Origin of the sequence: Rhodococcus sp. NPDC003318, assembly GCF_042879035.1 — a bacterium.
In the GTDB taxonomy this organism is placed as follows: domain Bacteria; phylum Actinomycetota; class Actinomycetes; order Mycobacteriales; family Mycobacteriaceae; genus Rhodococcus_G.
The window spans coordinates 52,906-78,994 of sequence record NZ_JBIAOU010000006.1; the positions used below are offsets into that span (position 1 = coordinate 52,906).

The following is a 26,089-nucleotide window of genomic DNA, read 5'->3' on the forward strand; positions in this document are numbered from 1 at the left end:
GGCGGATTCCGCGGGGGCTGTGGATAGTTCGCGACCTGTGGATGACCGGCTGAAGGCGCCCATCGTTCGCTTCAGCCGCATGAAGGGCGCCTTCACCCCGGACGCCGGCCGACCCCGGCTCCTGGCGGAACTCCCGGCTGAAAGTGGCCTTCGTTCGGATCAACGACACCAAGGGCGCCTTCAGCCGGAGGGGCGGGGGTCAGCTGGGGGCGACGATGCCGTGGTCGAAGGCGTGGACGATGGCCGCTGCCCGGTCGCGGAGGTCGAGTTTGACGAAGATGTGGCCGACATGGCTCTTCACCGTCACCTCGGAGATGCCGAGGTGACGGGCGATCTCGCCGTTGGTGTGGCCGCGGCCGATCAGTGCGAGGACCTCGACCTCGCGGGCCGTCAGCCCGTCGACGCCGCGCCCGTCGCGGGCCGGGGTGGCGGTCCGGTAGGTGCGCAGGACCCGCCCGGTGACGGCCGGGTCGAGGCAGGACCCGCCGGCAGCGACGGTGTGCACGGCGCGGATCAGTTCCTCGGCGGGGGAGTCCTTGAGGAGGAACCCGGCCGCCCCGGCCCGCAACGCGCCCGACAGCAGTTCGTCGTCGTCGAAGGTGGTGAGCACCAGCACCGGAGGGTTCGCGGCGTGCGCCCGCAACGCCCGGGTCGCGGCGATGCCGTCGACCTCTTTCATCCGCAGGTCCATCAACACGACATCCGGATCGTGCTCGCGCACCGCGGTGGGTACCTCCGCCCCGTCGGAGCATTCGCCGGCGATCACGAATCCGTCCTTGCGGCGCAGGATCCGCCGCAGTCCCGACCGCACCAGCTCCTGGTCGTCGACGAGCAGGACCCGAACTTCGGCCGGCGCCGTCACGACAGTCTCGGGGTTTTGCGGACAAGTCCGAAGGCGCAGGTGGTGCTGGGCAACGGCATGTGGGCGTGCACCCTCCAGCCGTCCGCGTCCGGCCCGGCCTTCAGGTCTCCACCGAGCAGGGTGACCCGTTCACGCATGCCGCGCAGCCCGTTTCCCGGGTTCCGGTCGGGTGGTGGCACCGCACCCCGCAGTCGGTTCCGGACGTCGACCGTGACCGCGTCGGCACCGATGGCGACCCGGACGTCCGCGTCGGATCCGGGCGCGTGTTTGACGACGTTCGCGAGCGACTCCTGCGAGACCCGGTAGACGCCGAGCCCGGTCGCGGCGGTGATCCCGGACGGGTCGCCGTGTATCTCGAACCGCACGGGCAGTCCCGCGCGCCGGAAGTCGTCGACCAGGTCACCGACGTCGTCGATGCCCGGTTCCGGACGCGACCCCGAGGGCCCGTTGCCGAGCAGCCCGACCGTGCGGCGGATGTCGGCCATCGCCTGTCTGCCGAGACGTTCCGCATCGGTGAGGGCGTCGACGGCCTCGTCCACGTCGCGGTCCTGTTCGAGGGCGCGACGGGCCGCGGTCAGGTGCAGCAGCGTCACGCTCAGCGAGTGCGCGATCACGTCGTGCACCTCACGGGCGATGCGCTGCCGTTCGGCGTCCGCCGACTGCTCCGCCGCGATGGTGCGAGCCGCGCGTTCCTGGTGCAGCAGTCGCAGTTGCGTCTGCATCAGTCGACCGATGATCCAGCCCAGTGCGATGGCCGGCAGGTACCACGACGCGGAACCGTCGAGCCGGCCGAACGCCGCGAACGCCACCGGGACGGTGAGGGCCGCACCCGCCGTCACCAGACTGACCGCGAGACCGGACGTGGCCGCGACCTCACCGACCATCATCATCAGCAGCAGCGGGGCGAAGTCGAACTCGGTGGCGGGTGGATCGAGCATCAGGACCGTCGTCGCGGCGATCACCACGGCCGCGAGGAGCGGGCGCGGCACCAGGGTCCCCGTCCTGAGCATGTCGCCGACCATCGGCGCCATCACCGCGACCACGGCGAGGAGCAGCGGCCAGTCCGGCGGCAGGAACGCATCGCGCTGCGCGACCGCGACCACCGCGATCGCCGCCGTGGCGAGGTGTTCGAACAGGGGCACGGCGATCGGGTAGTCGTAGCCACTCGCCGCCAGCCGCTGCCGGAAGAACTCCGTGATCGGCACACGGCCAGCGTAAACGGCGGGCGGTTGCAGGCGCATCCGTCCCGGAACGGAGTCGGTCTCCGACCTGGGTAGGAGACGAATTCCCTCCTCCGGCACGGCGACGGTACCGGCCCCGTGTTCGTAGCGTGGTCGGCACACGGCTTCCTGGGAGGTGACGAGATGTCCTGGACAGAGTTCCGAGAGCGTCGACGGGTACTCGAGGCGGTGTTGTCCCGAGCGGAGACCGATCCGACCGTGGTGCGACACCTCGACGAGATACCAGGTGCGAGAACGCATTTCAGTTCACCCGACGAGATCCTGCTGGCCCTGCAGCAGCGGTGGAGCGGGCATCTGGCGGCCCTGCTCGATCAGGCGGTGGAGGACGGGACCGCACCCCGCGACGCCTGGTTGCGGCTGGCCGCGGAGCAACCCGGTCTTCGGGCCGCGCTCGATGCGGGTGCGGAGGTGTCCGCCGCGCTGCGGCGCGAGCAGCGGGCCGAGCAGCGGATGGCCGACGCGCACCTGACCGGTCGGACCACCAGGGTGCTGGCCGGCTGAGCTCGGCCGGGGCCGGCGGATGTCAGTCGATCTCGGGGCCGAGGCTGATGCCGCGGGTGGCGAGCCAGGGCAGCGGGTCGATCTTGGTGTCGCCCGCCAGGTGCACCTCGAAGTGCAGGTGCGGTCCGGTGGAGAAACCACGGTTGCCCATGCGCGCGATCTGGTCGCCGGCCAGCACCTGCTGGCCGACGGACACGAGCGAGGAGTCGATGTGGCCGTAGACGGTGATCGTGCCGTCGGCGTGCTGCAGACGGACCCACATGCCGAACCCGGACGCGGGCCCGGAGTCGATGACGGTGCCGTCGGCGACCGCGTAGATCGGAGTACCGATCGCGTTGGCGATGTCCACGCCGGCGTGGAGTTCGCCCCAACGCGAACCGAAACCGGAGGTGAAGGTGCCGACCGCCGGAAGCACGAACAGGGGGCGACGTGCGGCCGCCTCGCGGGCGGCGCGCTCCTGGCTGAGCCGCTCGCCCTTCGCGAGCAGGTTCGAGAACTGGGTCAGGTCGGCCGGATCGGCGACGTTGAGCACCTGAGCGACCTGTGAGGGCGCGGTGCTCTCGGTGTTCGCGGCGAACTGGGCTGCCTGCGGCTCCGCGGTGGACGCGATGTTCGAGGCGGCGTCGTCGGCGAGGGCGAACTGGGGGGCCTGTTCGGGACCGTTGCCCGCGGCCTGGCCTGCGGCGACGACGGCGCCGGCCGCGACTGCGACCACGGCGGCCCGGCCCTTGAGGGCAGTGGGAGGAGTGGGAAGTCGGTGCGCTCCACCGCGCCTGGCGGGAGCTGCGAGATCGGTGTCGTTCGCGCCGGGGGCTGCGGGGACGACCTCGGTGGGTCCGTCGGCGACGCCGTCGTGGACCGGGTGGAGCGGGGTACTGCGGTGATTCATGGAGCCGTGGGTCTCGAAACGTGATGACCCGGTGTAACGCGGAGCCGAGTACTGCGGATACGACTGCGTGGTCGCGTCATCGTCGACGTGCCTGGTCCTGCGCCGATCGGGCTCGGTCGGCGCTCCCGGTTGGGAAACGATGAGATGACCTGCGGATTCGTCGGCGACCGTGGCGTCCGGTACCGGCGGAGTGCCGAAGAGGCGGGTCGTGGAGGGCGCGCGGTGCCGTGACAACTGCCGTCCTTCCCTCGTGACCTGCCTGTGACTTTGACCTTGGCGACGGTAACGAAACGGTCGCGGGGGCCGCAACCTCTGCGCGCGACCTGCCGAGACTTTGTGAGATGCATCACAGCATGATCACGGGCTCGGTCGGGGAGCCGTCGACGCGTGTCGCCCGGTCCACACCGGGCCCCGGCGGCTAGCGTCGACCCTCGTGCGCACCCGCCCCGACCAGGCCCCTGCCCGCCCCGCCCCTCCCGGTCCGGAGCGGGGCGGCGGTCCGGCCGCGTCCCGGCCCGCAACGATCGCGGCCGGCTTCGGACTCTTCGGCGCGATCCTCGTCACGCTCGGCCCGGTCCTCGGTGTCGTCCGGCCGGATGCCGGACCCGCCGTCGCCCCGGCCGCGGCGCTCGCGATCGGCGCCACGGTCGCCGTGCCGGTGCTCGCGCTCACGCTGCTCGTCCGGAAGGCGGCCGCTGCCGCAGGGGCGATCCTCGCCGGGGCGGGCGCCGTCGCGGTCGGAACGACCGTCCTCGACCTCGCGCTGTGGACCGACGCGATCGACGCGAACCGACTCGAACTGTTCCGGCCGCTGACCGCCGCGCACCTGGACCCCGGACCCGGCGCCGTCGCGGTCGTCGCGGGGCACCTGTGCGCGGTGATCGCCGGAGTACTCGGTTCCGTCGCGATCGCCCGGGCGTCCCAGCAGGACGGTTACGGATCGGAGCACCCCGACCTCGACGGTTCCCCGGTCGGTGGGCGGATCGGCGCGCCCGCCGCGGTCGTTGCGGTCGGTGCGGGTCTGCTCGTCGCCGGCGCGTCCTTCGGTGTTCCCTGGACCAGCACCGACCCGGTCCTCGTGGTGCGGCCCCTGCTCGGGTCCGCGGCGCCGACGGCGATCGGTGTCGCGCTCGTCGCGCTGGCCGTGCTCGTCGTCGTCGCGTCGGCGCTCGCCGCCGGCGCCACGGCGGTCGCGGCGGCCGCCGTGGTCGGGGCCGGGTTCGGTGCGCTGTCGGTGTTCGGATCCCGGGCGGTCGTGGGAGCGGTCGCGGGCGACGGAGTGGCTACGGGGGCGGGTTCCGTGCTCGCCGCGGCCGCAGCCGTGACGCTGATCCTGATCGGTCTGCTGCTGCCGCTCGTCGTCGACCGCAGGAGTCGGCCGGCGACCGGACCCGCCCCCGCGGTCCCCACGCCCGCGTCACGACAGGACGGAACGCCCAAGGCGCGCGCCGCGGCCGCGGACGCACGCGCCCGGACACGCCTCGGCCGCTGGCATGCTGCCGCCGGACTGACCGGCATCGGAGCCGGTCTGCTCGCCGCCGTGGGATCGCTGCTGCCGGTGCTCACCCTGCCCGACGGCGTCGGGCATCCGCAGATCCTCGCCACCAGGGTGACGCTGGTCGCCGGCGTCGTGCTGGTGCTCGCCTGCGTCTGGCTGCTGCTCTCCGAGTTCGCGGCGGTGGTGCGGCCCGCGGTCGGGGTGCTGTGGGCCGCGCTGGTCGCCGCCGTCGCCGAGGTGTTGCAGGCGTGGGTCGTCGCGGCCGACCTGCCCGCGGTCGGGATCGGCCCGGGCGCGGTACTGCTGGCGCTGTCGGCGCTCGCCGCGGCGGCGACCGGCCTCCTCGCCTGGTGCGCGGGTTCCGTGGAAAGGGAAGGTCTGGACATGTCGGGTGACGCGGCGCCGCGCGCAGCGGTGCTCGCAGTCGGCGTCCCCGCGGCCCTGGTCTCCACCATCGCGCTCGCGCTCCCGCTGTACACCGGGGCCGGCGACGGCGCGGAGACGGTCGCGCACTGGCCGTGGGGGTGGGGCCAGTGGGGCAGGGCGATTCTCGCGGTGACAGTGGTACTGACCGTCGTGGTGGCCGCGCGAGCCCGCCCCGCCCGCGCTGCGGTGGGGTCGTTGGGCGCCGCGATCGCGATGGGCGTATACCTGATCGGGTGGCCCTTGACCAGCGGTCGTATCTCCGAGCCGGTGGTCGGGCCCGGAGCCTGGGGTGCGATCCTCGGTGTGGCGCTGTTCGCGGCGACCGCTGTCGTCGCGGTTCGGCCGCGACGGCCGTGACCTGCGGCGCCACCGTGCGAGCCCGTGACATATGCCACATAGCACCAAGGCGAGGGTCGGGTCGCGGAATCAACTAGATATTGTCCCGGACGGACCCGCTCCTACCCCTCGAGCGGGCGTCAATCGCAGACGAGACGGTGAACAGATGGATCTCTTCGAATACCAGGCGAAGGAACTCTTCGCCAAGCACGACGTGCCGACGTCGGCCGGCCGTGTGACCGACACTGTCGCCGGTGCCCGCGAGATCGCCGAGGAAATCGGCAAGCCCGTGATGGTCAAGGCACAGGTCAAGGTCGGCGGGCGCGGCAAGGCCGGCGGCGTCAAGTACGCGGCCACCGCCGACGACGCTCAGACCCACGCCGAGAACATCCTCGGCCTCGACATCAAGGGTCACATCGTCAAGAAGCTCCTCGTCGCGGAGGCGAGCGAGATCGCGGAGGAGTACTACATCTCCTTCCTGCTCGACCGCACCAACCGCACCTACCTGGCCATGTGCTCGGTCGAGGGTGGCATGGAGATCGAAGAGGTCGCCGCCACCAAGCCGGAGCGCCTCGCCAAGGTTCCCGTGGACGCCGTCAAGGGTGTCGACCTCGCGTTCGCGCGCAGCATCGCCGAGCAGGGCCACCTGCCCGCCGAGGTGCTCGACGCCGCGGCCGTGACCATCCAGAAGCTGTGGGAGGTCTTCGTCAAGGAGGACGCTCTCCTGGTCGAGGTCAACCCGCTCGTCCGTACGCCCGACGACCAGATCCTCGCCCTCGACGGCAAGGTCACCCTGGACGCGAACGCGGACTTCCGTCAGGCCGGCCACGCCGAGTTCGAGGACCGGGACGCCACCGATCCGCTCGAGCTCAAGGCCAAGGAGAACGACCTCAACTACGTCAAGCTCGACGGCGAGGTCGGCATCATCGGCAACGGCGCGGGCCTGGTCATGTCGACCCTCGACGTCGTCGCGTACGCCGGTGAGAAGCACGGCAACGTCAAGCCCGCCAACTTCCTCGACATCGGTGGCGGCGCCTCCGCTGCCGTCATGGCCGCGGGTCTCGACGTCATCCTGAACGACGCCCAGGTCAAGAGCGTCTTCGTCAACGTCTTCGGCGGCATCACCGCCTGTGACGCGGTCGCCAACGGCATCGTCGGCGCCCTGCAGACCCTGGGTGACGAGGCCAACAAGCCGCTCGTCGTCCGTCTCGACGGCAACAACGTCGAGGAGGGCCGCCGCATCCTCGCCGAGGCCAACCACCCGCTGGTCACGGTCGTCGCCACCATGGACGAGGCCGCCGACAAGGCCGCCGAACTCGCGTTCGCCGCGAAGTAAAGGGACAAGAACAATGGCAATCTTCCTCACCAAGGACTCCAAGGTCATCGTCCAGGGCATCACCGGCGGCGAGGGCACCAAGCACACCGCCCTGATGCTCAAGGCGGGCACCCAGGTCGTCGGCGGCGTCAACGCGCGCAAGGCCGGCACCACCGTGTCGCACACCGACAAGGACGGCAACCCGGTCGAGCTGCCCGTGTTCGGCTCCGTCGCCGAGGCCATCAAGGAGACCGGCGCGGACGTCTCGATCGCGTTCGTCCCGCCGGCGTTCTCGAAGGACGCCATCGTCGAGGCCATCGACGCCGAGATCCCGCTGCTCGTGGTCATCACCGAGGGCATCCCGGTGCAGGACTCCGCGTACGCGTGGGCCTACAACGTCGAGAAGGGCAACAAGACCCGGATCATCGGCCCCAACTGCCCCGGCATCATCACCCCCGGCGAGGCGCTGGTCGGCATCACCCCGGCGAACATCGCGGGCAAGGGCCCGGTCGGCCTCGTGTCGAAGTCCGGCACCCTGACCTACCAGATGATGTTCGAGCTGCGTGAGTACGGCTTCTCCACCGCCATCGGCATCGGCGGCGACCCGGTCATCGGCACCACCCACATCGACGCCATCGAGGCGTTCGAGAAGGACCCGGAGACCAAGGTCATCGTCATGATCGGCGAGATCGGCGGCGACGCCGAGGAGCGTGCGGCCGACTACATCAAGGCCAACGTCACCAAGCCGGTCGTCGGCTACGTCGCGGGCTTCACTGCTCCCGAGGGCAAGACCATGGGCCACGCCGGCGCCATCGTCTCCGGCTCCTCGGGCACCGCGCAGGCCAAGAAGGACGCCCTCGAGGCGGCGGGCGTCAAGGTCGGCAAGACGCCGTCCGAGACCGCTGCACTCGCGCGCGAGATCCTCGAGACCCTGACCGTGGGCGCGTAACACCACCCGGTTCACACCGCACCGGTACACGCTGTACCGGTTCACCGACGGGCACCTGCATCCGCAGGTGCCCGTCGGCGTTTGCGCGGGTGCCGTTGCGCCACACCGGGAACACCCGTCACAGGCTCGACCACCGCCGAGTGCGCTAGCGTTGCGGGCAGCACCCGACCGTCCACCGGTCTGGGCTGCCACCAGCCGTGCCCTACCGTCGAGGAGCCGATGATGACCTATCCGCCCACAGGACCCGGATACCCGTCGGCGGGTCCGGCGGGTGCGCCCGGTCCGGCCGGAGTGCCGGGGCCGAGTCTGCCACCGGCGCCGCCCGCGTCCCCGCAGGCGGACAGCGGCTCGCTGCCCCGCCTGCTCTGCCTTCCCGTGCTCGTGCTCGGCATCCTGAACTTCCTGCTCGGCTTCGCGCCCTACGCGAAGGTCAGCGCGTTCGGTCAGGAAGGCTTGTCGCAGAACGCTTTCGAAGGCGGCTACCCGGTGGTCGCGCTCGCCATGCTGCTGCTCGGCGGCCTCCTCGCCGGGCTGTCGCTGTTTCCCGGCCAGGCTCATCAGCCGACCGCCGCGGCGACATCTCTGGTCGGCTTCGTCGTCTCTCTGTTCTTCCTCTTCACCCTGTCCGAGGGGGTCAGCCTCGCCTGGGGCGGCATCCTGGTCCTGGTGCTCGCCTTCATCCAGGCGGCGATCGCGATCGCGGTGCTGCTGTTCGGTCTGGGGCTGGTGCGTGCCCCGGCGCCGCGGCCGTCCGGCTACCCGCAGCAGTTCGGCCCGCCCGCTCCCGGCTACGGACCGTCGTACCCCGCCGCGTACGGCCAGGCGCCGCCCGGTCAGGGCTACGGCCAGCCGTATCCGGGCAGCTGGAGCCAGCAGCCGCAGACCGGATACGGTCCCACCCCCAACCCGTACGCGCCTCCGCAGCCACAGCCACAGCCCTACACGCCACCGCAGGAGCCCTACTCGCAGTACGGGCAGGGGTACGGGCAGCCGCAGCACGCGTACGGTCAGCCGACCGGTCCGGACGCGTCCGGCGAGACCCCGACCGACGACACCCCGGCCGCACCGACGCAGGCGTTCGAGCCCCCGCAGGCGTACGACGCCGGCCGGCCCGAGCACACCGCCAAGCCCGACCGCACCGACGACTGACCAAGCCAGGAGATGAATTCCGTGCTCAGCCGCACCGACCGACCCGGCACCCGGGGTCGGGGTGCATCCACCGCGACCCGCAGGCCGGCGACGCGGGTGCGGCCGAGCCCGACTCCGGAGCAGGTGCGGGCACTGCTCACGATCGCGGTGCGACCTGCGCTGCTCGCCATCGTCGTCATCGCCACCTGCGTTCTCGTCACCCTTGTCGCCGCGAACAGCGACCTCACCGGGACGAGCGGCGCGGTCGCGGCCGGTTGGTTGGCCGTCCACCAGGTGCAGCTGACGATCGGCGGCGCCTCTCTCGGTGTGCTGCCGCTGTTGCCGACACTGGTGATGGTCGCTGCGGTGGCGCGGGGATGCGCTCGGGTCGTCCACGCGTCGACCCCTCGCCACGAGTGCTGGTGGGTGCTCGGTGCGGCGGTCGCGGGACCGGTGGTGGTCACGCTGATCGCGCTGGCCGTGGTGATGGACGCCTCGTCGGTGATCGCCCTGGATCCGCCGAACGGTCTCGCCGCCCTCGCCTGGGTGGTCGCCGTGCACCTGGTGGGCGCGGGGATCGGTATCGGGCTCCGGTTGTGGCGTCCCGCGGTGACCTATCTCGGCGTCCCCGACTGGGTACTGGCCGCGGCGCGACCGGCACTGCGCGCCGCGATGGCGCTGCTCGCAACCGGCGCGGCGATCACCGTCGCGTCGCTGCTCGCGTCCTGGTCGATCGTCGGGATGCTCGTGGAAGCCGGCGACGGGTTCATGGGCGGGCTCGGGCTGACGGTGCTGTCGATCCTGTACCTGCCGAACGTCGTGATCGCGGCGACGGCCGTGCTGGTCGGGTCGGCCGCCCACGTCGGCGTGGCGTCGATCAGCCTGTTCGACGTCGTCGGCGGCCCGGTCCCCGCGCTACCGGTGCTCGGCGCGCTGCCGGAGCAGGCCGGCGGTGACGGTTGGCTGGTGGCGCTGGTGATTCCCGCCGCGATCGGCGTGATGTTCGGTCGCGACTGCGCGCGCAGGGCTGCCTCCGCGGCGCGGGCCGCGCAGACCGCGCTGGTCGGCGCATTCGTGGTCGCGGTGGTGTTCGCGGTGCTCGGCTTCGTCGCGGGCGGCGCCCTCGGCTCGTTCGGGTCGGTCGGGGTGACGGTGGCGACGTTCGCCGGTGCCACATTCGGCTGGCTCGCCCCGTTCGGTGCGGTGTCGGCGGCCCTCGTGCGGTGGCGCTCCCGGGTGGTGCCCGCTGGTGAGAGGCCCGACGGCCCTGCGCCCCGGCCCCGGCCCGAACCGAGGGAGGACGCACCGGCGCTGCCCGACGCCGGGACGGACGACACCGGGACGAACACCGACACCACGGCTCCGGAACCGGATCCGGCCGTCACGGGTGGTGCGGCGCCGCGACCGGGTGCGACCGTCCTCGACGCCGAACTGCTCGAGGACGCCGCGACGGCACCGCCCGTCGCCGACATCGACGTGGACTCCGTGGTCGATGCGGAGGTGGTCGACGAGTCGACCGGGGCCGACGACGCCGACGAGGCGAGCGTTCACGGGGTGGCGCGGGTCACCGACCCGCGTGCAGAGTCGGACCTGCCCGACGGCACTCCGACCAGCAGCGACTAGGCTTGTCGACGGTCGGCGGTGTCGGCGGGTCCTTCCGCCGGCGATGTCGACGGTTTCCCCGGCCGGGTCGCTCCGGCCGACGCCCCGAGGAGTAGAGCGCTGACTGCCCCCCACGTGTTCCGGCCCGACACCGACGCACCGGTCCGGGTCGTGGTCCTCGCTTCCGGTACCGGAAGCCTGCTGCAGTCGCTGATCGCGGCCGCCGTCGACGACTATCCGGCGCGGATCGTCGCGGTCGGTGTCGACCGCGAGTGCGCGGCCGCGAAGCATGCCGCGGCCGCCGGGATCCCCGCCTTCAAGGTTGCGCTCGGCGCGCACCCCGACCGCGCCGCGTGGGACGAGGCGCTGACCGAGTCGGTCGCCGCCCACACCCCCGACCTCGTCGTCTCGGCTGGATTCATGAAGATCCTCGGCCCGGCGTTCATGACGCGTTTCGGGGGCCGGATCATCAACACCCATCCCGCGCTGCTGCCGTCCTTCCCCGGCGCGCACGCCGTCCCCGAGGCGCTCGCGTACGGCGTCAAGGTGACGGGTTCGACTGTGCACCTGGTGGATTCGGGTGTCGACACCGGGCCGATCCTGGCCCAGGAGCCGGTTGTCGTCCTCGACGACGACGACGAGGCGACGCTGCACGAACGCATCAAGACCGTGGAACGGCGACTGCTGGTGGATGTTCTCGCCGCCGTCGCCACGCGAGGAGTTGTTTCCGATGGACGAAAGGCCGTGATCCCGAAGTGACCGAACGTAAGGCACTGCGCCGCGCACTGGTGAGCGTGTACGACAAGACCGGCCTGGTGGAGCTCGCCACCGGTCTGCACGAGGCGGGCATCGAACTGGTCTCCACCGGATCGACCGCCGCGAAGATCGCGGACGCGGGCATCCCCGTCACCCCGGTCGAGTCGCTGACCGGGTTCCCCGAATGCCTCGAGGGCCGCGTCAAGACCCTGCACCCCCGCGTGCACGCCGGCGTCCTCGCCGACACCCGCAAGCCGGACCACCTCGCCCAGCTCGAGGAGCTCGGCATCGAGACGTTCGAGCTCGTCGTCGTCAACCTGTACCCGTTCACGCAGACCGTCGCGTCGGGCGCGACCCCCGACGAGTGCGTCGAGCAGATCGACATCGGCGGCCCGTCGATGGTGCGCGCCGCCGCGAAGAACCACCCGTCGGTCGCGGTGGTCGTCGACCCGGCGAAGTACACCGACGTCCTCGCCGCGGTCGCGGCCGGTGGGTTCACGCTCGCCGAGCGCACCGCGCTGGCCGCGCAGGCGTTCCAGCACACCGCGTCCTACGACGTCGCGGTCGCGTCCTGGATGACGTCGACCCTCGTCGAGAGCGACTCGCAGTTCCCCGAGTGGACCGGGGCGAGCTGGGATCGGTCGGCCGTCCTGCGTTACGGCGAGAACCCGCACCAGGCGGCGGCGCTGTATGTGAACCCGGCCGCGCCGGCCGGTCTGGCGCAGGCGACGCAGTTGCACGGCAAGGAGATGTCGTACAACAACTACACCGACGGTGACGCCGCCTGGCGCGCCGCGCACGACTTCGACGCCCCGGCGGTCGCGATCATCAAGCACGCGAACCCGTGCGGTATCGCGGTCGGCGCGGACATCGCCGAGGCGCACCGCAAGGCCCACGCTTGCGATCCGGTCAGCGCGTTCGGCGGCGTCATCGCCGCGAACCGGGAGATCACCGTCGAGATGGCCGAGCAGGTCGCGGAGATCTTCACCGAGGTGATCATCGCCCCGTCCTACGCACCGGGTGCCGTCGAGGTGTTGGCCCGCAAGAAGAACGTGCGGGTCCTCGAGGCGGTCGCGCCGACCGAGTCCGGGGTGGAGCGGCGGCCGATCTCCGGCGGCGCCCTGCTGCAGGAGCGTGACGTCCTCGACGCCGAGGGCGACAACCCGAAGAACTGGACCCTCGCGGTGGGGGATCCGGCCGACGAGAAGACCCTTCAGGATCTCGAATTCGCCTGGCGCGCTTGTCGTTCGGTGAAGTCGAACGCGATCCTGCTGGCGTCCGGCGGCGCCTCGGTGGGTGTCGGTATGGGGCAGGTCAACCGGGTCGATTCCGCGCACCTCGCGGTGAACCGTGCCGGTGACCGGGTGGCCGGATCGGTCGCCGCGTCCGACGCGTTCTTCCCGTTCCCCGACGGCCTGCAGGTGCTCGCGAACGCCGGCGTCAAGGCGGTCGTGCAGCCGGGCGGCTCCGTCCGGGACAACGAGGTCGTCGAGGCCGCGCGTGAAGCCGGCATCACCATGTACCTGACCGGGGCGCGTCACTTCGCGCACTGACGATCCCAACGAACGAGAGGTGCACCCTCGGCTTTCCGCCGAGTGTGCACCTTTCGTCGTTTCTCCCGGGTGACGTGCCGGGGCACGCCGGGGGTCAGGCGGCGCTGCCCGAGATGACGATGCGCGCGGCGCCGCGATCGAGCAGTTCACGCGCGAGATCCGTCGCGGCGGCGCGTTGCGCGGCGTCGGTGTGCGAGAGGTCGAGCGTGACGGCGTGGCCGGTCAGGTCCGCGGGCAGGTCCGCGAGTGGCCGCGTCTGGGACAGTTGGTTGAACCGCAGTTTCATGGTCAAAGCTCCTCGGCTTCGGTGGTGCGCCTTCGAGTGTGTCGGCGCTGTGTGTTCGGCAGGTTTCGTCGTGGCGACGATTCGGGGAAAAAGAAAAGGCACCCGGGCGCGTCGCCCTGGGTGCCGAGAGGAATCGAACGGTGCTCGTCAGGTTCCGTCTCGGCGTACACGCTTGGCGAAAATGCAGGAACGCCACATGGCCGCATGTACGGCGGGTACGGCTGCTGCCTTCGTGAACATTCGGCGGGGTTCCTTTCTGCTCGCCGGAGAGGTGGTTAGCCGAGGACGGTACAGCATGGTCGCGGTCGCGCGCATCTCGGTTTCTCGCGCCGAGTGTGCAGTCACCGTCGCAACGCCCGGGTGGACGCGCCGGAAAGTGCACACTCGGCCGGGTCGGAGGGGCGCCCCGGCCTCCCGGAGTTGAGGGCGGGCGCGCGTCGCGATCGTGTGCGGACGCTCACGCAGCTGCGCGGAGCCGACCCGCACCATCCGCAAGCCGAGAGCGGTCAGCAGCTCGTGCCGCTCGATGTCGCGGGTACGCTGTGACTCGTCGAGCGAGTGGTGGTCGCCGTCGTATTCGACGACGACCTTTCAGCGCGGCCAGCCCATGTGGCAACGGGCGACGACGTGTCCGGTGGCGTCGCGTACCTTCACCTGCGTTCGGGGCCGCGGGAGCCGCCCGTCGAGGAGCACGAGCCTGGTCGTTGTCTCGGGCGGCGACTCGGCGCCGGCATCGACGAGTGAGAGAACCTCCCGCAACTGTACGATTCCCCTTGTCCCGGAGTGCTTTTCGGTGACATGCCGAATGTCGTGCGGTGTGATGCCGGTGGCGTTGCACAGCGCGTCCAGGGTCTCGACCGCGCGCACGAATCGCAGTCGTCGACCGAGGTCGCCGGTGCGGGCCGGGGTCGAGGCCAACCAGTCGCCGGCGATGCAGATCTCGTCCGGCTCGAGCGTGTCGCCGTGCCCAGGAACGGGCTGCCGAAATCCCCCATGCATCGACGGTGGCCCGTCCGTCACCCGTCCGCCAGGGCCCTCCGCGGAACTGTGGACAACTCGCGCCGCCATCCACACCCCGCGAGTGTGCATTCTCCGTCGCAACGCCCGGGTGGACGTGACGACATCCCCCGAGCACGTCGTGCAGGGAGGTGCCCCCATGCACACTCGGCGTCAGCGGGGGAGGGCGGCGAGCCAGGCGGTGAACGCGGACGCGAACTCGTGGGACCACGGCAGGTCCTCGACGTAGTCCGCGCCGGTGGACTGCCGCTCGCCGATCTCCTTGAGGACGTGGTTGGCGGTGGTCATCCGGACCGGAGTGACGGTGGCGCCGGCGAGGGCGGCGTCGAGGGCGTCGACGTCGGCGGAGTCCACCTGGAGGTCGCGGGCGGAGCAGCTCGTCAACACCGCGAGCCCGGCGGGCAGCGCGGCCGCGAGAGCGCGCGGGTCGAGGGCGTCCTCCTCGGCGAGGGTCTTCGCGTTCACCGACACCAGCCCGGCGAGCCGCAGCGGCTCCGGCAGGTCGTCGGGGACGGTGCCGTCGGTGCGGAGTGACTCGACCGCGTCGGCGAGGCCGGTGCGCAACTCGTCGGCGAGCTCGAGCGGCAGCTGCCCCGCGGCGACGGCCGCGTCGACCTGGCCGGTGATCTGCCTGGTCAGCAGGTCCAGCAGGCGCACCGCGAGGGGCTCGAGCAGGCCGAGTCCGACGAGAGCGGGGGCGTCCTCGCGGACGGCCAGCGCCAGCGCGACGAGCGCACCCTCGCCGTGTCCGATCACCAGCAGCCGGTTCTCGTCGACGTCGGGTTGCGCGGCGAGGTTGCGCAGCGCGTCCGCGGCGGCGTCGACGAACACCGAGAAGCCGAGCCCGGCGACGTCGTCGACCTCGTACGGGCCGAGGCCGGTGACGCCGCTGCCGAGCTTGTCGTAGCGCAGGCTCACGATGCCGCTCGCGGCGAGGGTGTCCGCGAGGAACCGCAGCGTGCCGATCGGGCCGGGCATCACGGCGCTGTCACCGTTGCGGTCGGTCGGGCCGCTGCCCGCCAGCAGCAACGCGGCCGGTGCCGGGGCCGTCGTCGCGGCGGCCGGAATCTGCAGGCTCCCGTGGACGGTGACGTCGCCGCTGGTGAACGTGATCTCGGTGTCGGGCATGCGGCCAGTCTCCCAGGTGCCGTGGGACACCCGGTCAGGGACTCGGCGTCGCCTCCGTCGGCGGGGTGGGCAGGGGACGGACGCGGGGATCGCCTGCGTCGGCGAAGTAGTCGGCGGCGACGGTGGTGTCCGTGCCGTCGGGGGCGTCCAGCGCGCGCAGCGCCACGGTGAGCACGACCGCGACGGCGATGTTGATCGCGAACGCGGTCAGGGCGATGTAGCCCATCTGCGCGATGCCGGGGATGGAGGCGAGGGAGCCGGCGAAGTGGTCGACGGTCGGCGAGGAGACGTTGTAGGCGACGACGGTCCCGTAGACCATGCCGACCGCCCAGCCGGCCAACAGGGCCCAGCGGTGGAACCACCGGGTGTAGAGGCCGAACACGATGGCGGGGAAGGTCTGCAGGATCCAGATGCCGCCGAGGAGCTGGAAGTTGATGGCGTTCTGTTTGTCGAGGGTGAGGACGAACACCAACGCCACGAACTTGACGAACAGCGAGATCAGTTTGCTGACCTTCGCCTCCTGCGCGGGAGTGGCGTGCGGACGGAACCACTCCCGGTACACGTTGCGGGTGAACAGGTTCGCCGCGGCGATGGACATGATCGCGGCGGGGACGAGGGCGCCGATCGCGATCGCGGAGAAGGCGACGCCGGCGAACCAGGAGGGGAAGGAGTCCTCGAACAGCTGCGGGATCACCAACTGCGCGTTGGGTTCTCCGTCCAACCCGACCGGCTTGGTGCCCGCGGCGATCGCGACCCAGCCGAGCAGGGCCAGCATGCCGAGGAGGAAACTGTACGCGGGCAGGATCGTCGCGTTGCGTCGAATCGTGTTGCGGGACTTCGACGACAGTGTCGCGGTCACCGAGTGGGGGTACATGAACAGGGCGAGGGCGGATCCGAGCGCCAACGTCGCGTACGCCCAGTACTGCTGGCTGTTCGGGATGAACGAGCCGGTGGGTCTGCCGGTCGCCGGATTCGGCGTCTCCATCTTGGTCTGCGCGGCGTCGAAGATGTGCGTCCACCCGCCGTACCGGGCGGGCAGGTAGACGATCGCGACGACGATCACCAGGTAGATCAGGGTGTCCTTGACGAACGCGATGATCGCCGGGGCACGCAGACCGGACGAGTAGGTGTACGCCGCCAGCACCGCGAACGCGACGAACAGCGGCAGGTCCCGGGCGACGACGTTGTCGGAGCCGCCGATTCCGATCACCTCGAGCACCGCCTCGATGCCGACCAGCTGCAACGCGATGTACGGCATCGTCGCGAGGATCCCGGTCAACGCGATCGCCAGCGACAGCCAGCGTGACCCGTAGCGTCCACCGACGAAGTCCGCGGTCGTGACGTAGCCGTGCCGGTGGCTGACGGACCAGAGCCGGGACATGAACACGAAGATGATCGGGTACAGGATGATCGTGTAGGGGATCGCGAAGAACCCGCTGACGGAGCCGAGCGCGAACATCGCGGCGGGCACCGCGATGAACGTGTACGCGGTGTAGATGTCGCCGCCGATCAGGAACCACGTCACCCAGGTGCCGAAGCTGCGGCCGCCGAGGCCCCACTCGTCGAGGCTCGCCAGGCTGGCCGCGCGGCGCCAGCGCGCCGCCAGGAACCCCAGGACGGTGACGACGGCGAACAGTGCGATCAGGACGGCGAGGGCGACGCCGTCCACGCCGTCGTTCACCGGTCCGCCCCGTTCCGGTCCCGCAGCGGTCGGTGCGGCCGGGCGCGGAGCACGACCCGGTAGGCCGCGAACGTGGCTCCGGCGCACAGGAACACCCAGAGGAACTGGTACCAGAAGAAGAACGGGAAGCCGCCCAGTTCCGGTTCGTCGCGCGCATACAGCGGCACCCACAGGATCGCGACGATCGGGATCAGGAGCAGCACCGCGGCCAGGGCCAGCAGGCCGCGGTTGGCCGGGGGCGCGGCGGTGGCGTCGTCCGGCTCGGTGTCGTGCGGCACTGCGTCGTCCGGTGCGGGCATGGCGACCTCCGACTTCCCGACGCTTTTCGGCCACGGCGACTGCCTCTACCCGCCGAAAACTACTCCTCGGGAGCGTCGCTGTCCGCCGATCGAAGCCGTCACGGATGCCGAATCGGCCGAACCCTCGTAGCGTGGAGTGGTGACTGCGCCCACTCCCGAGTCCCGGTCCCCGCGACCCACCGCCCGCACGGTGGGCGAGTTGCGTGCCACCGGCCACGTCCAGCGTCCGGTCAAGGACGAGATCCGCGACAACCTGCTCGCCGCCCTGCGCGACGGCCGCGACCCGTGGCCGGGGATCGTCGGCTTCGAGGAGACCGTGCTGCCGCAGCTCGAGCGGGCCCTGATCGCCGGCCACGACGTCGTCCTGCTCGGTGAACGCGGGCAGGGCAAGACGCGTCTGCTGCGGACGCTGCCGCTGCTGCTCGACGAGTGGACGCCCGTCATCGACGGCTCCGAGCTCGGTGAGCACCCCTACGAACCGATCACGCCGGCGTCGATCCGGCGGGCCGCCGAGCTCGGCGACGACCTGCCCGTCGCGTGGCGGCACCGCGACGACCGGTACTCGGAGAAGCTCGCGACCCCGGACACCTCGGTGGCGGACCTGGTCGGTGACGTCGACCCGGTCAAGGTCGCGGAGGGTCGCAGCCTCGGCGACCCGGAGACGATCCACTTCGGCCTGGTGCCCCGCGCGCACCGCGGCATCGTCGCGGTCAACGAGCTGCCCGACCTCGCGGAGCGGATCCAGGTGTCGCTGCTGAACGTGATGGAGGAACGCGACATCCAGGTCCGCGGCTACACCCTGCGGCTCCCGCTGGACGTGCTGCTGGTGGCGAGCGCGAACCCGGAGGATTACACGAACCGCGGCCGCATCATCACCCCGCTCAAGGACCGCTTCGGGGCCGAGATCCGCACCCACTATCCGCTGGAGGTGGAGGACGAGGTCGCGGTCATCGAGCAGGAGGCGCAGCTGCGCGCCGAGGTGCCCGCGCACCTGCTCGAGATCCTGGCCAGGTTCACGCGGCTGCTGCGCGAGTCGCCGTCGGTGGACCAGCGGTCCGGGGTGTCGGCGCGGTTCGCGGTCGCGGCGGCCGAGACCGTCGGGGCGGCCGCCGTGCACCGCGGCGCGATTCTCGGCGAGACGGATCCGACCGCGCGGGCGGTGGACCTCGGGTCGGTGATCGAGGTGCTGCGCGGCAAGGTCGAGTTCGAGTCGGGGGAGGAGGGCCGGGAGGTCGAGGTGCTCGAGCACCTGCTGCGCCGGGCCACCGCCGACACCGCCCGCGAACTGCTCGGCGGCCTCGACCTCGGGCAGCTGGTCGCGGCGGTCGAGGCCGGGTCGCCGGTCGTCACCGGAGATCGGGTGACCGCGAAGGACCTGCTCGGCGAGTTGCCGGAACTCGAGGTCGTGGACGAGTTGGCGGAGCGGCTCGGCGCGCAGACGACGGGGGCGCGGGCGGCGGCCGTGGAGTTGGCGCTCGAGGGGCTGTACCTGGCCCGCCGGATCGCCAAGGACGCCGACGACGACGGGCAGCTGGTGTACAGCTGATGTACCAGCGATACGGCCGCTACCACGGGGGACCGGACCCACTGGCGCCCCCGGTGGATCTGCGCGAGGCGCTCGACGCGATCGGCAACGACGTGCTCGAGGGGTCGTCGCCGCGGCGGGCGTTGCGGGAGTTGCTGCGCCGCGGGACGTCGTCGACGCGCGGGCTGGACCGGCTTGCGGCCCAGGCGAATCGCCGTCGTCGGGAGCTGCTGGACCGGCACAACCTGGGCGGCACCCTCGACGAGGTCCGCGAACTCCTCGACCGCGCCGTGCTCGCCGAACGCAAGGAGCTGGCACGCTCGCTCGACGACGAGGCGCGGTTCGCGGAGATGCAGCTCGCGGAGCTGCCGCCGTCGACGGCGCAGGCGGTGCGGGACCTCTCGGAGTACCAGTGGCGGAATGCGCAGGCGCGCGCCGACTACGAGAAGATCCGCGACCTGCTCGGCCGCGAGATGCTCGACCAGCGGTTCGCCGGGATGAAGCAGGCGCTCGAGAACGCGACCGACGAGGACCGGCAGCGCGTCGACGAGATGCTCACCGATCTGAACGACCTGCTGGACAAGCACTCTCGCGGCGAGGACACCCCGGAGGACTTCGCCGAGTTCATGGACCGGCACGGCGAGTTCTTCCCCGAGAACCCGCAGGATGTCGAGGAACTGCTCGACGCCCTGGCGAGCCGTGCCGCCGCGGCGCAGCGGCTGCGGAACTCGCTGACGCCGGAGCAGCGCGCCGAACTGGATGCGTTGGCGCAGCAGGCCTTCGGGAGTCCGTCACTGATGCAGCAGCTGGACCGGCTGGACGCGAACCTGAGGGCGGCGCGGCCCGGTGAGGACTGGGACGGCAGCCGCCGGTTCCGCGGCGACGACGGCATGGGTCTCGGCGACGGGACGTCGGCGCTGGCGGACATCGCGGAGCTCGAGCAGCTCGCCGAGCAGCTGTCGCAGGAGTACGCGGGCGCGCAGCTCGACGACATCGACGCCGACGCGCTGCTGCGGCAGCTCGGGCCGGAGGCCGCCGCCGACGCCCGCACCCTCGCCGATCTGGAACGGGCTCTGCAGCAACAGGGTTTCCTGGACCGCGGCGCGGACGGTCAGTGGCGGTTGTCGCCGAAGGCGATGCGCAAGCTCGGCGAGTCGGCGCTGCGCGACGTCGCGAGCCGGTTGTCGGGGCGCAGCGGGGCGCGCGACACCCGCCGCGCCGGCGCGATGGGGGAGCCGACCGGGGCGAGCCGGCCGTGGGAGTTCGGCGACACCGAGCCGTGGGACGTCACCCGTACCGTCACCAACGCGGTGCTGCGCGAGGCGGCGTCGGGCCGCTCGCCGGTGCCGGTCCGTCTGGAGGTCACCGACGTCGAGATCACGGAGACGGAGCAGCGGACGCAGGCGGCGGTCGCGCTGCTGGTGGACACGTCGTTCTCGATGGTGATGGACGGTCGCTGGGTGCCGATGAAACGGACCGCGCTGGCGCTGAACCATCTGGTGCGCACCCGGTTCCGCGGCGACGACCTGCAGCTGATCGCGTTCGGCAGGCACGCCCGCAGCGTCACCCCCGAGGAGCTGGCCGGACTCGACGGTGCCTGGGACCAGGGCACCAACCTGCACCACGCGCTGATGCTGGCGGGACGGCACCTGCGCCGCAACCCGAACGCCCAACCGGTGGTGCTGATCGTCACCGACGGCGAACCGACCGCCCACCTGGAGCCGGACGGGCACGCCTTCTTCGACTATCCACCGCACCCGAAGACGCTCGGGCTCACCGTCCGCGAACTCGACCACCTGGCCAAGCTCGGCGCGCAGGTGACGATCTTCCGGCTCGGCGACGACCCCGGCCTGGCGCGGGTGGTGGACCGGATGGCGCAGCGCGTCGGGGGTCGCGTCGTCGCGCCCGATCTCGACGGGCTCGGCGCCGCGGTGGTCAGTGACTTCATGCGGATGCGCAGGCACCGCTGACACGCACCGCTGACCAGGCACCTACCCGCTGACGACCTGCCTGTCGCCGAGCGGTGCCGCGAGTGGGACCTCGAGGGTCGCAGGCACGATCTGCATCGTGCAGGCCTTCCCGACCGCGGCGGGCAGGGTGCCGGTGCGTAGCGCGATCGTGACGGAGGCGTCCGTTTCGGTGACGGTGGCTTCGGCGCCGAAGCACTCGGGGACGCCGGCATCGAAGTGCACGGCCACCCGATCACCGGCGTCGCCGGTGACGGTGTACGACTCGAAGGTGATCGGGTGCGTGTCGACCAGGCCCTCCGCGGCGGTCAGCTCCGAGGAGTCGTCGGGCATCGCGACGGAAGTGGGCGCCGCGACGGTCGGTGTCTGCCTGGTGACCGCGGGCGGGCTCGGCGAGGGCGCCGCGTCCGACGAGTCGCTCTCGGAGCAGCCGGTCAGTGCCAGGACCAGCAGGGCGGCGGCGACGAGGGTGCGCATGGGGGTCACGGTAGCCGACGAGCGTCAGGCCAGCAGCGCCGCGACGAGACCGATCGCGGGGATCGACGCGAGGGTCGTGACCAGTGCGGTGTCGCGGGCGAGGACGATGCCGCGCTGGTAGCGGCTGGCGTAGACGAAGACGTTCTGGGCGGTCGGCAGTGCCGCGATCACCACGACCGCGAACAGGTCGTGCCCGTCCAGTCCGAGCGCGAAGCGGCCCATCAGGTACGCCAGCACCGGCTGGGCGACGATCTTGAGCACCGACGCCAGGGCGATCTCGCGGCGCGGCGCCACCCCGCGCTGCAGCACCCGCACCCCGTACAGCGAGATGCCGAACGCCAGCAGTGCGCCCGGCACCGACGCGCCGCCGACGATGCGGAACGGTTCGGTCAGCGCGGCGGGGAGCGTCCACCCGCCGATCGCGACGGCCAGGCCCGCGACGCCCGCGAGCACGATGGGGTTCTTGAACGGCGTGGTCACCGTCTGGACCCACGACCCGCTGCGGATCCCCGTCGTCAGGTCCAGGGTGGTCAGCGCGATCGGTGAGTACACCACGATCTGGAACAGCAGCAGCGGCGCCACGAACGACGCGTCGCCGAGGACGAACACCGCGATCGGGATGCCCAGGTTCGCCGAGTTCACGTACGACGCCGCCAACGCCCCGATCGTCGCCTCCGGCACCGGCCGCGGCATCACGGTGCGGGCGATCACGAAGTAGACGACGCCGATCGCGAACGCGGTGGCCGACGCGACGGCGAGGGTGGGGGAGAAGATCACCGACAGGTCGGCGTGCGCGAGTGAGTCGAACAGCAGCGCCGGGGTGGCGACGAAGAACACCAGCCGGCTGAGGACGAACTCGCCCTGCTCGCCGAGCACCCGGGTACGTCCGAGCGCGAAGCCGATGGCGATGACGACGAAGATGACGGCGAAACCGGAGAGCACGCCAGACATGCTGGTATCACTCTCCCGTTCAATGCCTTCTGACCTGCGGTTTGTCCGCGTGGAGAACCTTACCGTCAGCAACGGTCGCAGCTTCAACTGACCCCGATCCGGCCCGATCCCGTCCGCGAACTCGACAACCCACCGGCCTCGCGGCGTGTCGGGCGACCTTCGTGATCAGGTGTGCGGCGGGCATGCACTCCGCGCATGGGGTACCGCTCGTGGTTTCGACCAGCACATACTGGGGGACATGACCGTGGCGCGGAAGGTTGAACCGCTGCGCTCGTGTGTGCGGGACGCGGCACTCGGATCCACCGACAGTGTCGAGTTCCGGCATGCGGTTCTCGACGCGATCCGCACCCGGATCCCCTATGACGTCGCCCTCATGACAATGGTCGATCCCGCGACACTGCTGCCCACGTCACAGACGACGGTCGGTGTCGACTCCCCGCCGAGTCATGCCGTTGAAACTGCCGCCCGGTTGGAATACGGCCCGTCGCCGTACGCGAACGCCATCGGCAAGCTTGCCCGCACTTCGGTCGGGGTCCAGACGATCCGCGACGCAATCGACGGGGATCTCCGTGACGCGTTGCCCTACGTCGAGCTCCTCGGTCCGATGGGGATGGACGATGAGATGCGGTTCGTCGTCCGCGGGCGCGACAGGCTCTGCTGGGGCGGCGGGGTGGTCATGCGCGGTCCCGGCCACAGGTTCAGCGATGACGAGGTACGGCTCCTCGCCGGTGCTACCCGTGCGATCGGCGAGGGTCTTCGCCTGTCTCTGCTCCGGCAGGCACCTCGGGTGACGGCAGAGGTCACCGGCGGGCCGGCCGTGGCGATCGTCGGTCCGGACGGCGAAGTCGAATCGGCCACCGCACCAGCGGTGGCGTACCTCGACCGGATCGGTGCCGAGCCCGGATCCCGGATGGTTCCCGCCGTGTTCGCGGCGGAACGTCTGCGCAACTCGGGCTCGGCGGCCGCGGTCACGAGGGCCCGCACGATCGACGGTCAATGGTTGGTGATTCGGGCCGGGAAACTCGACGGCCGCGGCACGGCGGGGCGGGTGGTCGTCACACTGGAACCGGCGGAACCCGCGGAGATCGTCTCCCTGCTGGCCGCCATCCACGGCCTGACGGCCCGCGAGGCGGAGGTGCTGGGCCACGTCCTTGCCGGCAAGACGGGTGTCGAGGTCGCGCATCGGCTCTTCGTCAGCCCGTACACGGTGCAGGACCACCTGAAAAGCATTTACGCGAAGATCGGGGTGAACAGCCGCCAGGAACTCGTCGCACAGCTGTTCTTCACCCACTACCTGCCGCGTTGCGACACGCCGGTCGGGCCGGACGGCTGGTTCGCCGGTGCAGGAAGCCGAAATGAACGCGGGCCGTTGAACAGTCCGTAGTCGTCGCACGCTTTCCGCCGGTCGCCGGGCGCGCGTGGTCGGAAGCTGCACAGCTCGAAGGTGCTCGATGCACATTGCCCGGACTCGTGAGGTTGGTGCCGTGCCCGACATTCTGATCGTCACGTTCGACGCAGGCGGAAACGTGCCGCTCACGTTGAGGCTGGGGCGAGAACTCCGCCGCCGCGGAAACCGGGTGCGCGTTCTCGACCACGAGGCGCAGCGCACGTCCGTCGACGAGGCAGGGCTGGAATTCCGCGTCTACCGACACTCGCCCGCGTGGACCCCGCACGAAGGCCACGGCACGTGGGATCTCGTCACCACGATGCTCGCGGTGATGACGAACCCGGGGATCGGGCGGGACCTGCTCGACGCGGTGCGGGAGGACCCGGCCGACCTGGTGCTCGTCGACTGCATGTTGTTCAATGCGCTCGACGCGGCGGCGCGGGAGGGCCTGCGCCACGTCGTCCTGGTCTCCTCGTTCTACGCGTGTCTGGACGGGATGGTCCGCCGCGGTCCCTTCGGGATCGCCGCCCGGCTCGGGGGGCTGGGACCGCGCCGCCTGTGGCGGCAGGCCGACCTGGTGCTGGTGTGCTCGGACCGGGGCCTCGACCCCGCCGGCGGTCGGACCACGCAAGACCGGGTGGTCTGGACCGGTGCGGTGCACGATGCGAGGAGGCAGGCGGTGGGCCGCACTCCGCCACGGGTGCTGGTCAGCCTCAGCACGGGCGGGTTCCCCGGTCAGCGCCGGGTGCTGCAGAACGTCCTCGACGCCGCCGAGGGGATGGACGTCGAGTTCGTGGTGACGACCGGTCCCGCCGTCGATCCCGTGGGCTTGCGCGCGCCCGCCAATACCACCGTCCACCAGTACATTCCGCACAACGACGTGATGCCGACGTGCTCGGCCGTGATCGGGCACGGAGGGCACGGAACCACGTTTCGTGCCCTCGCGCACGGCCTGCCGATGCTGATCCTGCCGATGTCCGCGCTGACTGACCAACCGATGATAGGCAGGACGGTGGCCGCGGCCGGCGCCGGCAAAGTGCTCCGGAAGACGGCACACCCCAGTCGGATTCGCGCCGCCCTCGACGAACTCCTCGCGGCGGAGAGCTACCGGACCGCGGCCGCCGCGCTCGGCGACCGACTCCGAGCCACCGACGGGGCCTCGGCCGCGGTGGATGAGCTCCTGGCGCTGATCGACCGCTGATCACCCGGTGTTCCGGTGCGGCCGGGGATGCCGGCGATGCCCGGCACCATCGTCACCCGGCGTGAACGTGCCACCGTCGTTGGTTGTCGGTGTCGGGTGCCGCGCCCCAGCGGATCGCCGCGGCGGCGGCGAAGTCGCCGGCGTGCGCGAATCCGGCGAGCAGCACCAGTGACCCGTCGGGGATCCGGCCGGCGCGGTTCTCGGTGTCGAGGGTGACCGGGATGGCGGCGCCGAAGAGGTTTCCGCAGTCGTCGAAGGTGTCGGGGTGTCGGTCGGGCGTGAGTTCGAGTGCGTCGCGCCAGTTTCGCAGGAACAGCCGGTTGGGTTGGTTGGTGACGAAGGTGTCGATGTCGGTGGATTCGACGCCGATGTGTTCGCACACGGAGAGGGCTACCTCGGGGACGAGGCGGTTGCCGCGGGCGAAGACGGTGGTGATTTTCGATTCGGTGAAGGAGATGTGGAGCTGCCCGGTGCCGGGTTCCCAGTACTTGCGGGGCGGGGCGATCGCGGCAGTCATGTCCCCGGCGTACTGCGGGTAATGGCGGCACTCGACACCGAGGATCGGGGCCCGGTCCGACTTGCACAGTAGCCCGACTCCGCAGCCGTCACCGGGCACCGCCGCCTGCGCGAGCGGGCGGACGTCGGACTGGGTGAAGATCTGGCCGGCGGTGTTCTGCACTGTGACGATCAGCGCCGTCCGTGCAGAGCCGTTGGTGGACAGGAGGATGCGGGCGAGATCGATCATGTACACGAATGCGGCGCAGCCACCGTTGTGCAGATCGAGGATGCACTGCGGGCGCATCCCGGTGCGACGGGCCAGGTCGGCGCCGCAGCCGAGCACCGGTAGGTCCGGTAGTTGGGTGTGGGTGATCAGCACGTCGATTCCTTCGATCGCCGCGGTTCCGTGGCGATCGATCAGCGGGGTGAGGGCGTGCTCGGCCATGTCGACGGCGGATTCGCCGGCGGCCACGTGATGACGGTGGGTGGGGGCGCGAAACATGATGTTCTGCGCCATCCGATCCGAGCGGGCGTGCCGGGCGAAGTAGTCCGTGCCGACCGGGTCGCCGGGCAGGTAGCTGGCGACGTCGATCATGCTGACGGTCTCCACGGGGGA

The 26,089-nt window shown here is 71.2% G+C and carries 23 protein-coding genes; 12 read left to right on the forward strand and 11 right to left on the reverse strand.

The genetic code is table 11. The features are described 5' to 3' along the window. Nucleotides 1-199: 199 nt before the first annotated feature. On the reverse strand, nucleotides 200-862 hold the full coding sequence (locus ACFYVR_RS12410) for a response regulator (RefSeq protein ID WP_387473237.1): 663 nt from the start codon (nucleotides 860-862) through the stop codon (nucleotides 200-202). Next, a complete protein-coding gene (locus tag ACFYVR_RS12415) occupies nucleotides 859-2,067 on the reverse strand; it encodes a sensor histidine kinase (RefSeq protein WP_387473239.1) in 1,209 nt (402 codons plus the stop codon). The genes ACFYVR_RS12410 and ACFYVR_RS12415 overlap by 4 nt, the downstream gene beginning before the upstream one ends. Before the next feature lie 159 nt (nucleotides 2,068-2,226). Between ACFYVR_RS12415 and ACFYVR_RS12420 the strand changes: the two genes are divergently transcribed. Continuing rightward, nucleotides 2,227-2,604: a hypothetical protein gene (locus ACFYVR_RS12420; protein WP_387473242.1), complete on the forward strand. Its 378-nt coding sequence runs from the start codon at nucleotides 2,227-2,229 to the stop codon at nucleotides 2,602-2,604. A 22-nt stretch (nucleotides 2,605-2,626) separates the two neighbouring features. On the opposite strand, the gene ACFYVR_RS12425 is transcribed toward ACFYVR_RS12420, so the two are convergent. Continuing rightward, nucleotides 2,627-3,727 (reverse strand): M23 family metallopeptidase, encoded by a 1,101-nt coding sequence (locus tag ACFYVR_RS12425; RefSeq protein WP_387473244.1) that lies wholly within the window; start codon nucleotides 3,725-3,727, stop codon nucleotides 2,627-2,629. A gap of 199 nt (nucleotides 3,728-3,926) precedes the next feature. Between ACFYVR_RS12425 and ACFYVR_RS12430 the strand changes: the two genes are divergently transcribed. The 7 genes from ACFYVR_RS12430 to purH all read left to right on the forward strand — a co-directional run bounded on the left by ACFYVR_RS12430 (nucleotide 3,927) and on the right by purH (nucleotide 13,056). Beyond that, nucleotides 3,927-5,774, forward strand: coding sequence for a hypothetical protein (locus ACFYVR_RS12430; protein ID WP_387473246.1), 1,848 nt, complete (start codon nucleotides 3,927-3,929; stop codon nucleotides 5,772-5,774). A 145-nt stretch (nucleotides 5,775-5,919) separates the two neighbouring features. Then, nucleotides 5,920-7,089, forward strand: a complete 1,170-nt coding sequence (gene sucC, locus ACFYVR_RS12435; protein WP_387473248.1) for an ADP-forming succinate--CoA ligase subunit beta — start codon at nucleotides 5,920-5,922, stop codon at nucleotides 7,087-7,089. Between the two features lie 13 nt (nucleotides 7,090-7,102). Further along, a complete protein-coding gene (sucD, locus tag ACFYVR_RS12440; RefSeq protein WP_387473251.1) occupies nucleotides 7,103-8,017 on the forward strand; it encodes a succinate--CoA ligase subunit alpha in 915 nt (304 codons plus the stop codon). Nucleotides 8,018-8,239: 222 nt separating this feature from the next. After that, nucleotides 8,240-9,166, forward strand: a complete 927-nt coding sequence (locus ACFYVR_RS12445; RefSeq protein ID WP_387473253.1) for a DUF5336 domain-containing protein — start codon at nucleotides 8,240-8,242, stop codon at nucleotides 9,164-9,166. 21 nt (nucleotides 9,167-9,187) lie between these two features. Beyond that, nucleotides 9,188-10,768 carry a DUF6350 family protein gene (locus ACFYVR_RS12450; protein WP_387473256.1) on the forward strand — a complete coding sequence of 527 codons (1,581 nt, stop codon included), beginning with the start codon at nucleotides 9,188-9,190 and terminating at the stop codon, nucleotides 10,766-10,768. Between the two features lie 114 nt (nucleotides 10,769-10,882). Beyond that, nucleotides 10,883-11,506, forward strand: coding sequence for a phosphoribosylglycinamide formyltransferase (purN, locus tag ACFYVR_RS12455; protein ID WP_387473258.1), 624 nt, complete (start codon nucleotides 10,883-10,885; stop codon nucleotides 11,504-11,506). Further along, complete coding sequence (gene purH / locus ACFYVR_RS12460) at nucleotides 11,503-13,056, forward strand: bifunctional phosphoribosylaminoimidazolecarboxamide formyltransferase/IMP cyclohydrolase (protein WP_387473260.1); 1,554 nt, start codon at nucleotides 11,503-11,505, stop codon at nucleotides 13,054-13,056. Before purN ends, purH begins: the two co-directional genes overlap by 4 nt. Nucleotides 13,057-13,150: 94 nt before the next feature. On the opposite strand, the gene ACFYVR_RS12465 is transcribed toward purH, so the two are convergent. The 5 genes from ACFYVR_RS12465 to ACFYVR_RS12485 all read right to left on the reverse strand — a co-directional run bounded on the left by ACFYVR_RS12465 (nucleotide 13,151) and on the right by ACFYVR_RS12485 (nucleotide 17,467). Continuing rightward, a complete protein-coding gene (locus ACFYVR_RS12465; protein ID WP_387473263.1) occupies nucleotides 13,151-13,342 on the reverse strand; it encodes a hypothetical protein in 192 nt (63 codons plus the stop codon). Between the two features lie 591 nt (nucleotides 13,343-13,933). Then, complete coding sequence (locus tag ACFYVR_RS12470; protein ID WP_387473265.1) at nucleotides 13,934-14,341, reverse strand: hypothetical protein; 408 nt, start codon at nucleotides 14,339-14,341, stop codon at nucleotides 13,934-13,936. 171 nt (nucleotides 14,342-14,512) lie between these two features. Beyond that, nucleotides 14,513-15,487: an alpha/beta hydrolase gene (locus ACFYVR_RS12475; RefSeq protein WP_387473268.1), complete on the reverse strand. Its 975-nt coding sequence runs from the start codon at nucleotides 15,485-15,487 to the stop codon at nucleotides 14,513-14,515. Nucleotides 15,488-15,521: 34 nt separating this feature from the next. Further along, complete coding sequence (mctP, locus tag ACFYVR_RS12480; protein WP_387473271.1) at nucleotides 15,522-17,168, reverse strand: monocarboxylate uptake permease MctP; 1,647 nt, start codon at nucleotides 17,166-17,168, stop codon at nucleotides 15,522-15,524. Beyond that, nucleotides 17,165-17,467 (reverse strand): DUF3311 domain-containing protein, encoded by a 303-nt coding sequence (locus ACFYVR_RS12485; protein ID WP_387473274.1) that lies wholly within the window; start codon nucleotides 17,465-17,467, stop codon nucleotides 17,165-17,167. Before ACFYVR_RS12485 ends, mctP begins: the two co-directional genes overlap by 4 nt. A 136-nt stretch (nucleotides 17,468-17,603) precedes the next feature. On the opposite strand from ACFYVR_RS12485, the gene ACFYVR_RS12490 reads away from it, so the two are divergent. Together ACFYVR_RS12490 and ACFYVR_RS12495 are read left to right on the forward strand one after the other, a co-directional pair. Then, nucleotides 17,604-19,013, forward strand: coding sequence for a sigma 54-interacting transcriptional regulator (locus tag ACFYVR_RS12490; RefSeq protein ID WP_387473276.1), 1,410 nt, complete (start codon nucleotides 17,604-17,606; stop codon nucleotides 19,011-19,013). Continuing rightward, nucleotides 19,013-20,962 (forward strand): VWA domain-containing protein, encoded by a 1,950-nt coding sequence (locus tag ACFYVR_RS12495; protein ID WP_387473278.1) that lies wholly within the window; start codon nucleotides 19,013-19,015, stop codon nucleotides 20,960-20,962. Before ACFYVR_RS12490 ends, ACFYVR_RS12495 begins: the two co-directional genes overlap by 1 nt. 21 nt (nucleotides 20,963-20,983) lie before the next feature. Here ACFYVR_RS12495 and ACFYVR_RS12500 read toward each other — a convergent pair whose 3' ends face one another. Together ACFYVR_RS12500 and ACFYVR_RS12505 are read right to left on the reverse strand one after the other, a co-directional pair. Then, entirely contained in the window at nucleotides 20,984-21,436 is a 453-nt protein-coding gene (locus ACFYVR_RS12500; RefSeq protein WP_387473281.1) for a hypothetical protein, read from the reverse strand. A gap of 24 nt (nucleotides 21,437-21,460) precedes the next feature. Then, on the reverse strand, nucleotides 21,461-22,387 hold the full coding sequence (locus tag ACFYVR_RS12505) for an AEC family transporter (protein ID WP_387473284.1): 927 nt from the start codon (nucleotides 22,385-22,387) through the stop codon (nucleotides 21,461-21,463). A gap of 238 nt (nucleotides 22,388-22,625) precedes the next feature. On the opposite strand from ACFYVR_RS12505, the gene ACFYVR_RS12510 reads away from it, so the two are divergent. Both ACFYVR_RS12510 and ACFYVR_RS12515 read left to right on the forward strand, forming a co-directional pair. Next, on the forward strand, nucleotides 22,626-23,771 hold the full coding sequence (locus ACFYVR_RS12510) for a helix-turn-helix transcriptional regulator (protein WP_387473286.1): 1,146 nt from the start codon (nucleotides 22,626-22,628) through the stop codon (nucleotides 23,769-23,771). A gap of 100 nt (nucleotides 23,772-23,871) precedes the next feature. Next, on the forward strand, nucleotides 23,872-24,975 hold the full coding sequence (locus tag ACFYVR_RS12515; protein ID WP_387473288.1) for a glycosyltransferase: 1,104 nt from the start codon (nucleotides 23,872-23,874) through the stop codon (nucleotides 24,973-24,975). Between the two features lie 52 nt (nucleotides 24,976-25,027). Here the strand turns inward: ACFYVR_RS12515 and ACFYVR_RS12520 are convergent, their stop codons facing one another. Further along, nucleotides 25,028-26,083 carry a 3-oxoacyl-ACP synthase III family protein gene (locus ACFYVR_RS12520; protein ID WP_387473290.1) on the reverse strand — a complete coding sequence of 352 codons (1,056 nt, stop codon included), beginning with the start codon at nucleotides 26,081-26,083 and terminating at the stop codon, nucleotides 25,028-25,030. Nucleotides 26,084-26,089 lie beyond the last annotated feature (6 nt).

Excerpts from the sequence above, each read along its gene's own strand:
- ACFYVR_RS12495 (WP_387473278.1), top strand. The coding sequence starts at position 19,013 with ATGTACCAGCGATACGGCCGCTACCACGGGGGACCGGACCCACTGGCG.
- ACFYVR_RS12485 (WP_387473274.1), bottom strand. The coding sequence starts at position 17,467 with ATGCCCGCACCGGACGACGCAGTGCCGCACGACACCGAGCCGGACGAC.
- sucD (WP_387473251.1), top strand. The coding sequence starts at position 7,103 with ATGGCAATCTTCCTCACCAAGGACTCCAAGGTCATCGTCCAGGGCATC.
- ACFYVR_RS12500 (WP_387473281.1), bottom strand. The coding sequence starts at position 21,436 with ATGCGCACCCTCGTCGCCGCCGCCCTGCTGGTCCTGGCACTGACCGGC.
- ACFYVR_RS12420 (WP_387473242.1), top strand. The coding sequence starts at position 2,227 with ATGTCCTGGACAGAGTTCCGAGAGCGTCGACGGGTACTCGAGGCGGTG.
- sucC (WP_387473248.1), top strand. The coding sequence starts at position 5,920 with ATGGATCTCTTCGAATACCAGGCGAAGGAACTCTTCGCCAAGCACGAC.
- ACFYVR_RS12505 (WP_387473284.1), bottom strand. The coding sequence starts at position 22,387 with ATGTCTGGCGTGCTCTCCGGTTTCGCCGTCATCTTCGTCGTCATCGCC.
- ACFYVR_RS12510 (WP_387473286.1), top strand. The coding sequence starts at position 22,626 with ATGACCGTGGCGCGGAAGGTTGAACCGCTGCGCTCGTGTGTGCGGGAC.
- ACFYVR_RS12445 (WP_387473253.1), top strand. The coding sequence starts at position 8,240 with ATGACCTATCCGCCCACAGGACCCGGATACCCGTCGGCGGGTCCGGCG.
- ACFYVR_RS12475 (WP_387473268.1), bottom strand. The coding sequence starts at position 15,487 with ATGCCCGACACCGAGATCACGTTCACCAGCGGCGACGTCACCGTCCAC.
- ACFYVR_RS12465 (WP_387473263.1), bottom strand. The coding sequence starts at position 13,342 with ATGAAACTGCGGTTCAACCAACTGTCCCAGACGCGGCCACTCGCGGAC.
- ACFYVR_RS12470 (WP_387473265.1), bottom strand. The coding sequence starts at position 14,341 with ATGCATGGGGGATTTCGGCAGCCCGTTCCTGGGCACGGCGACACGCTC.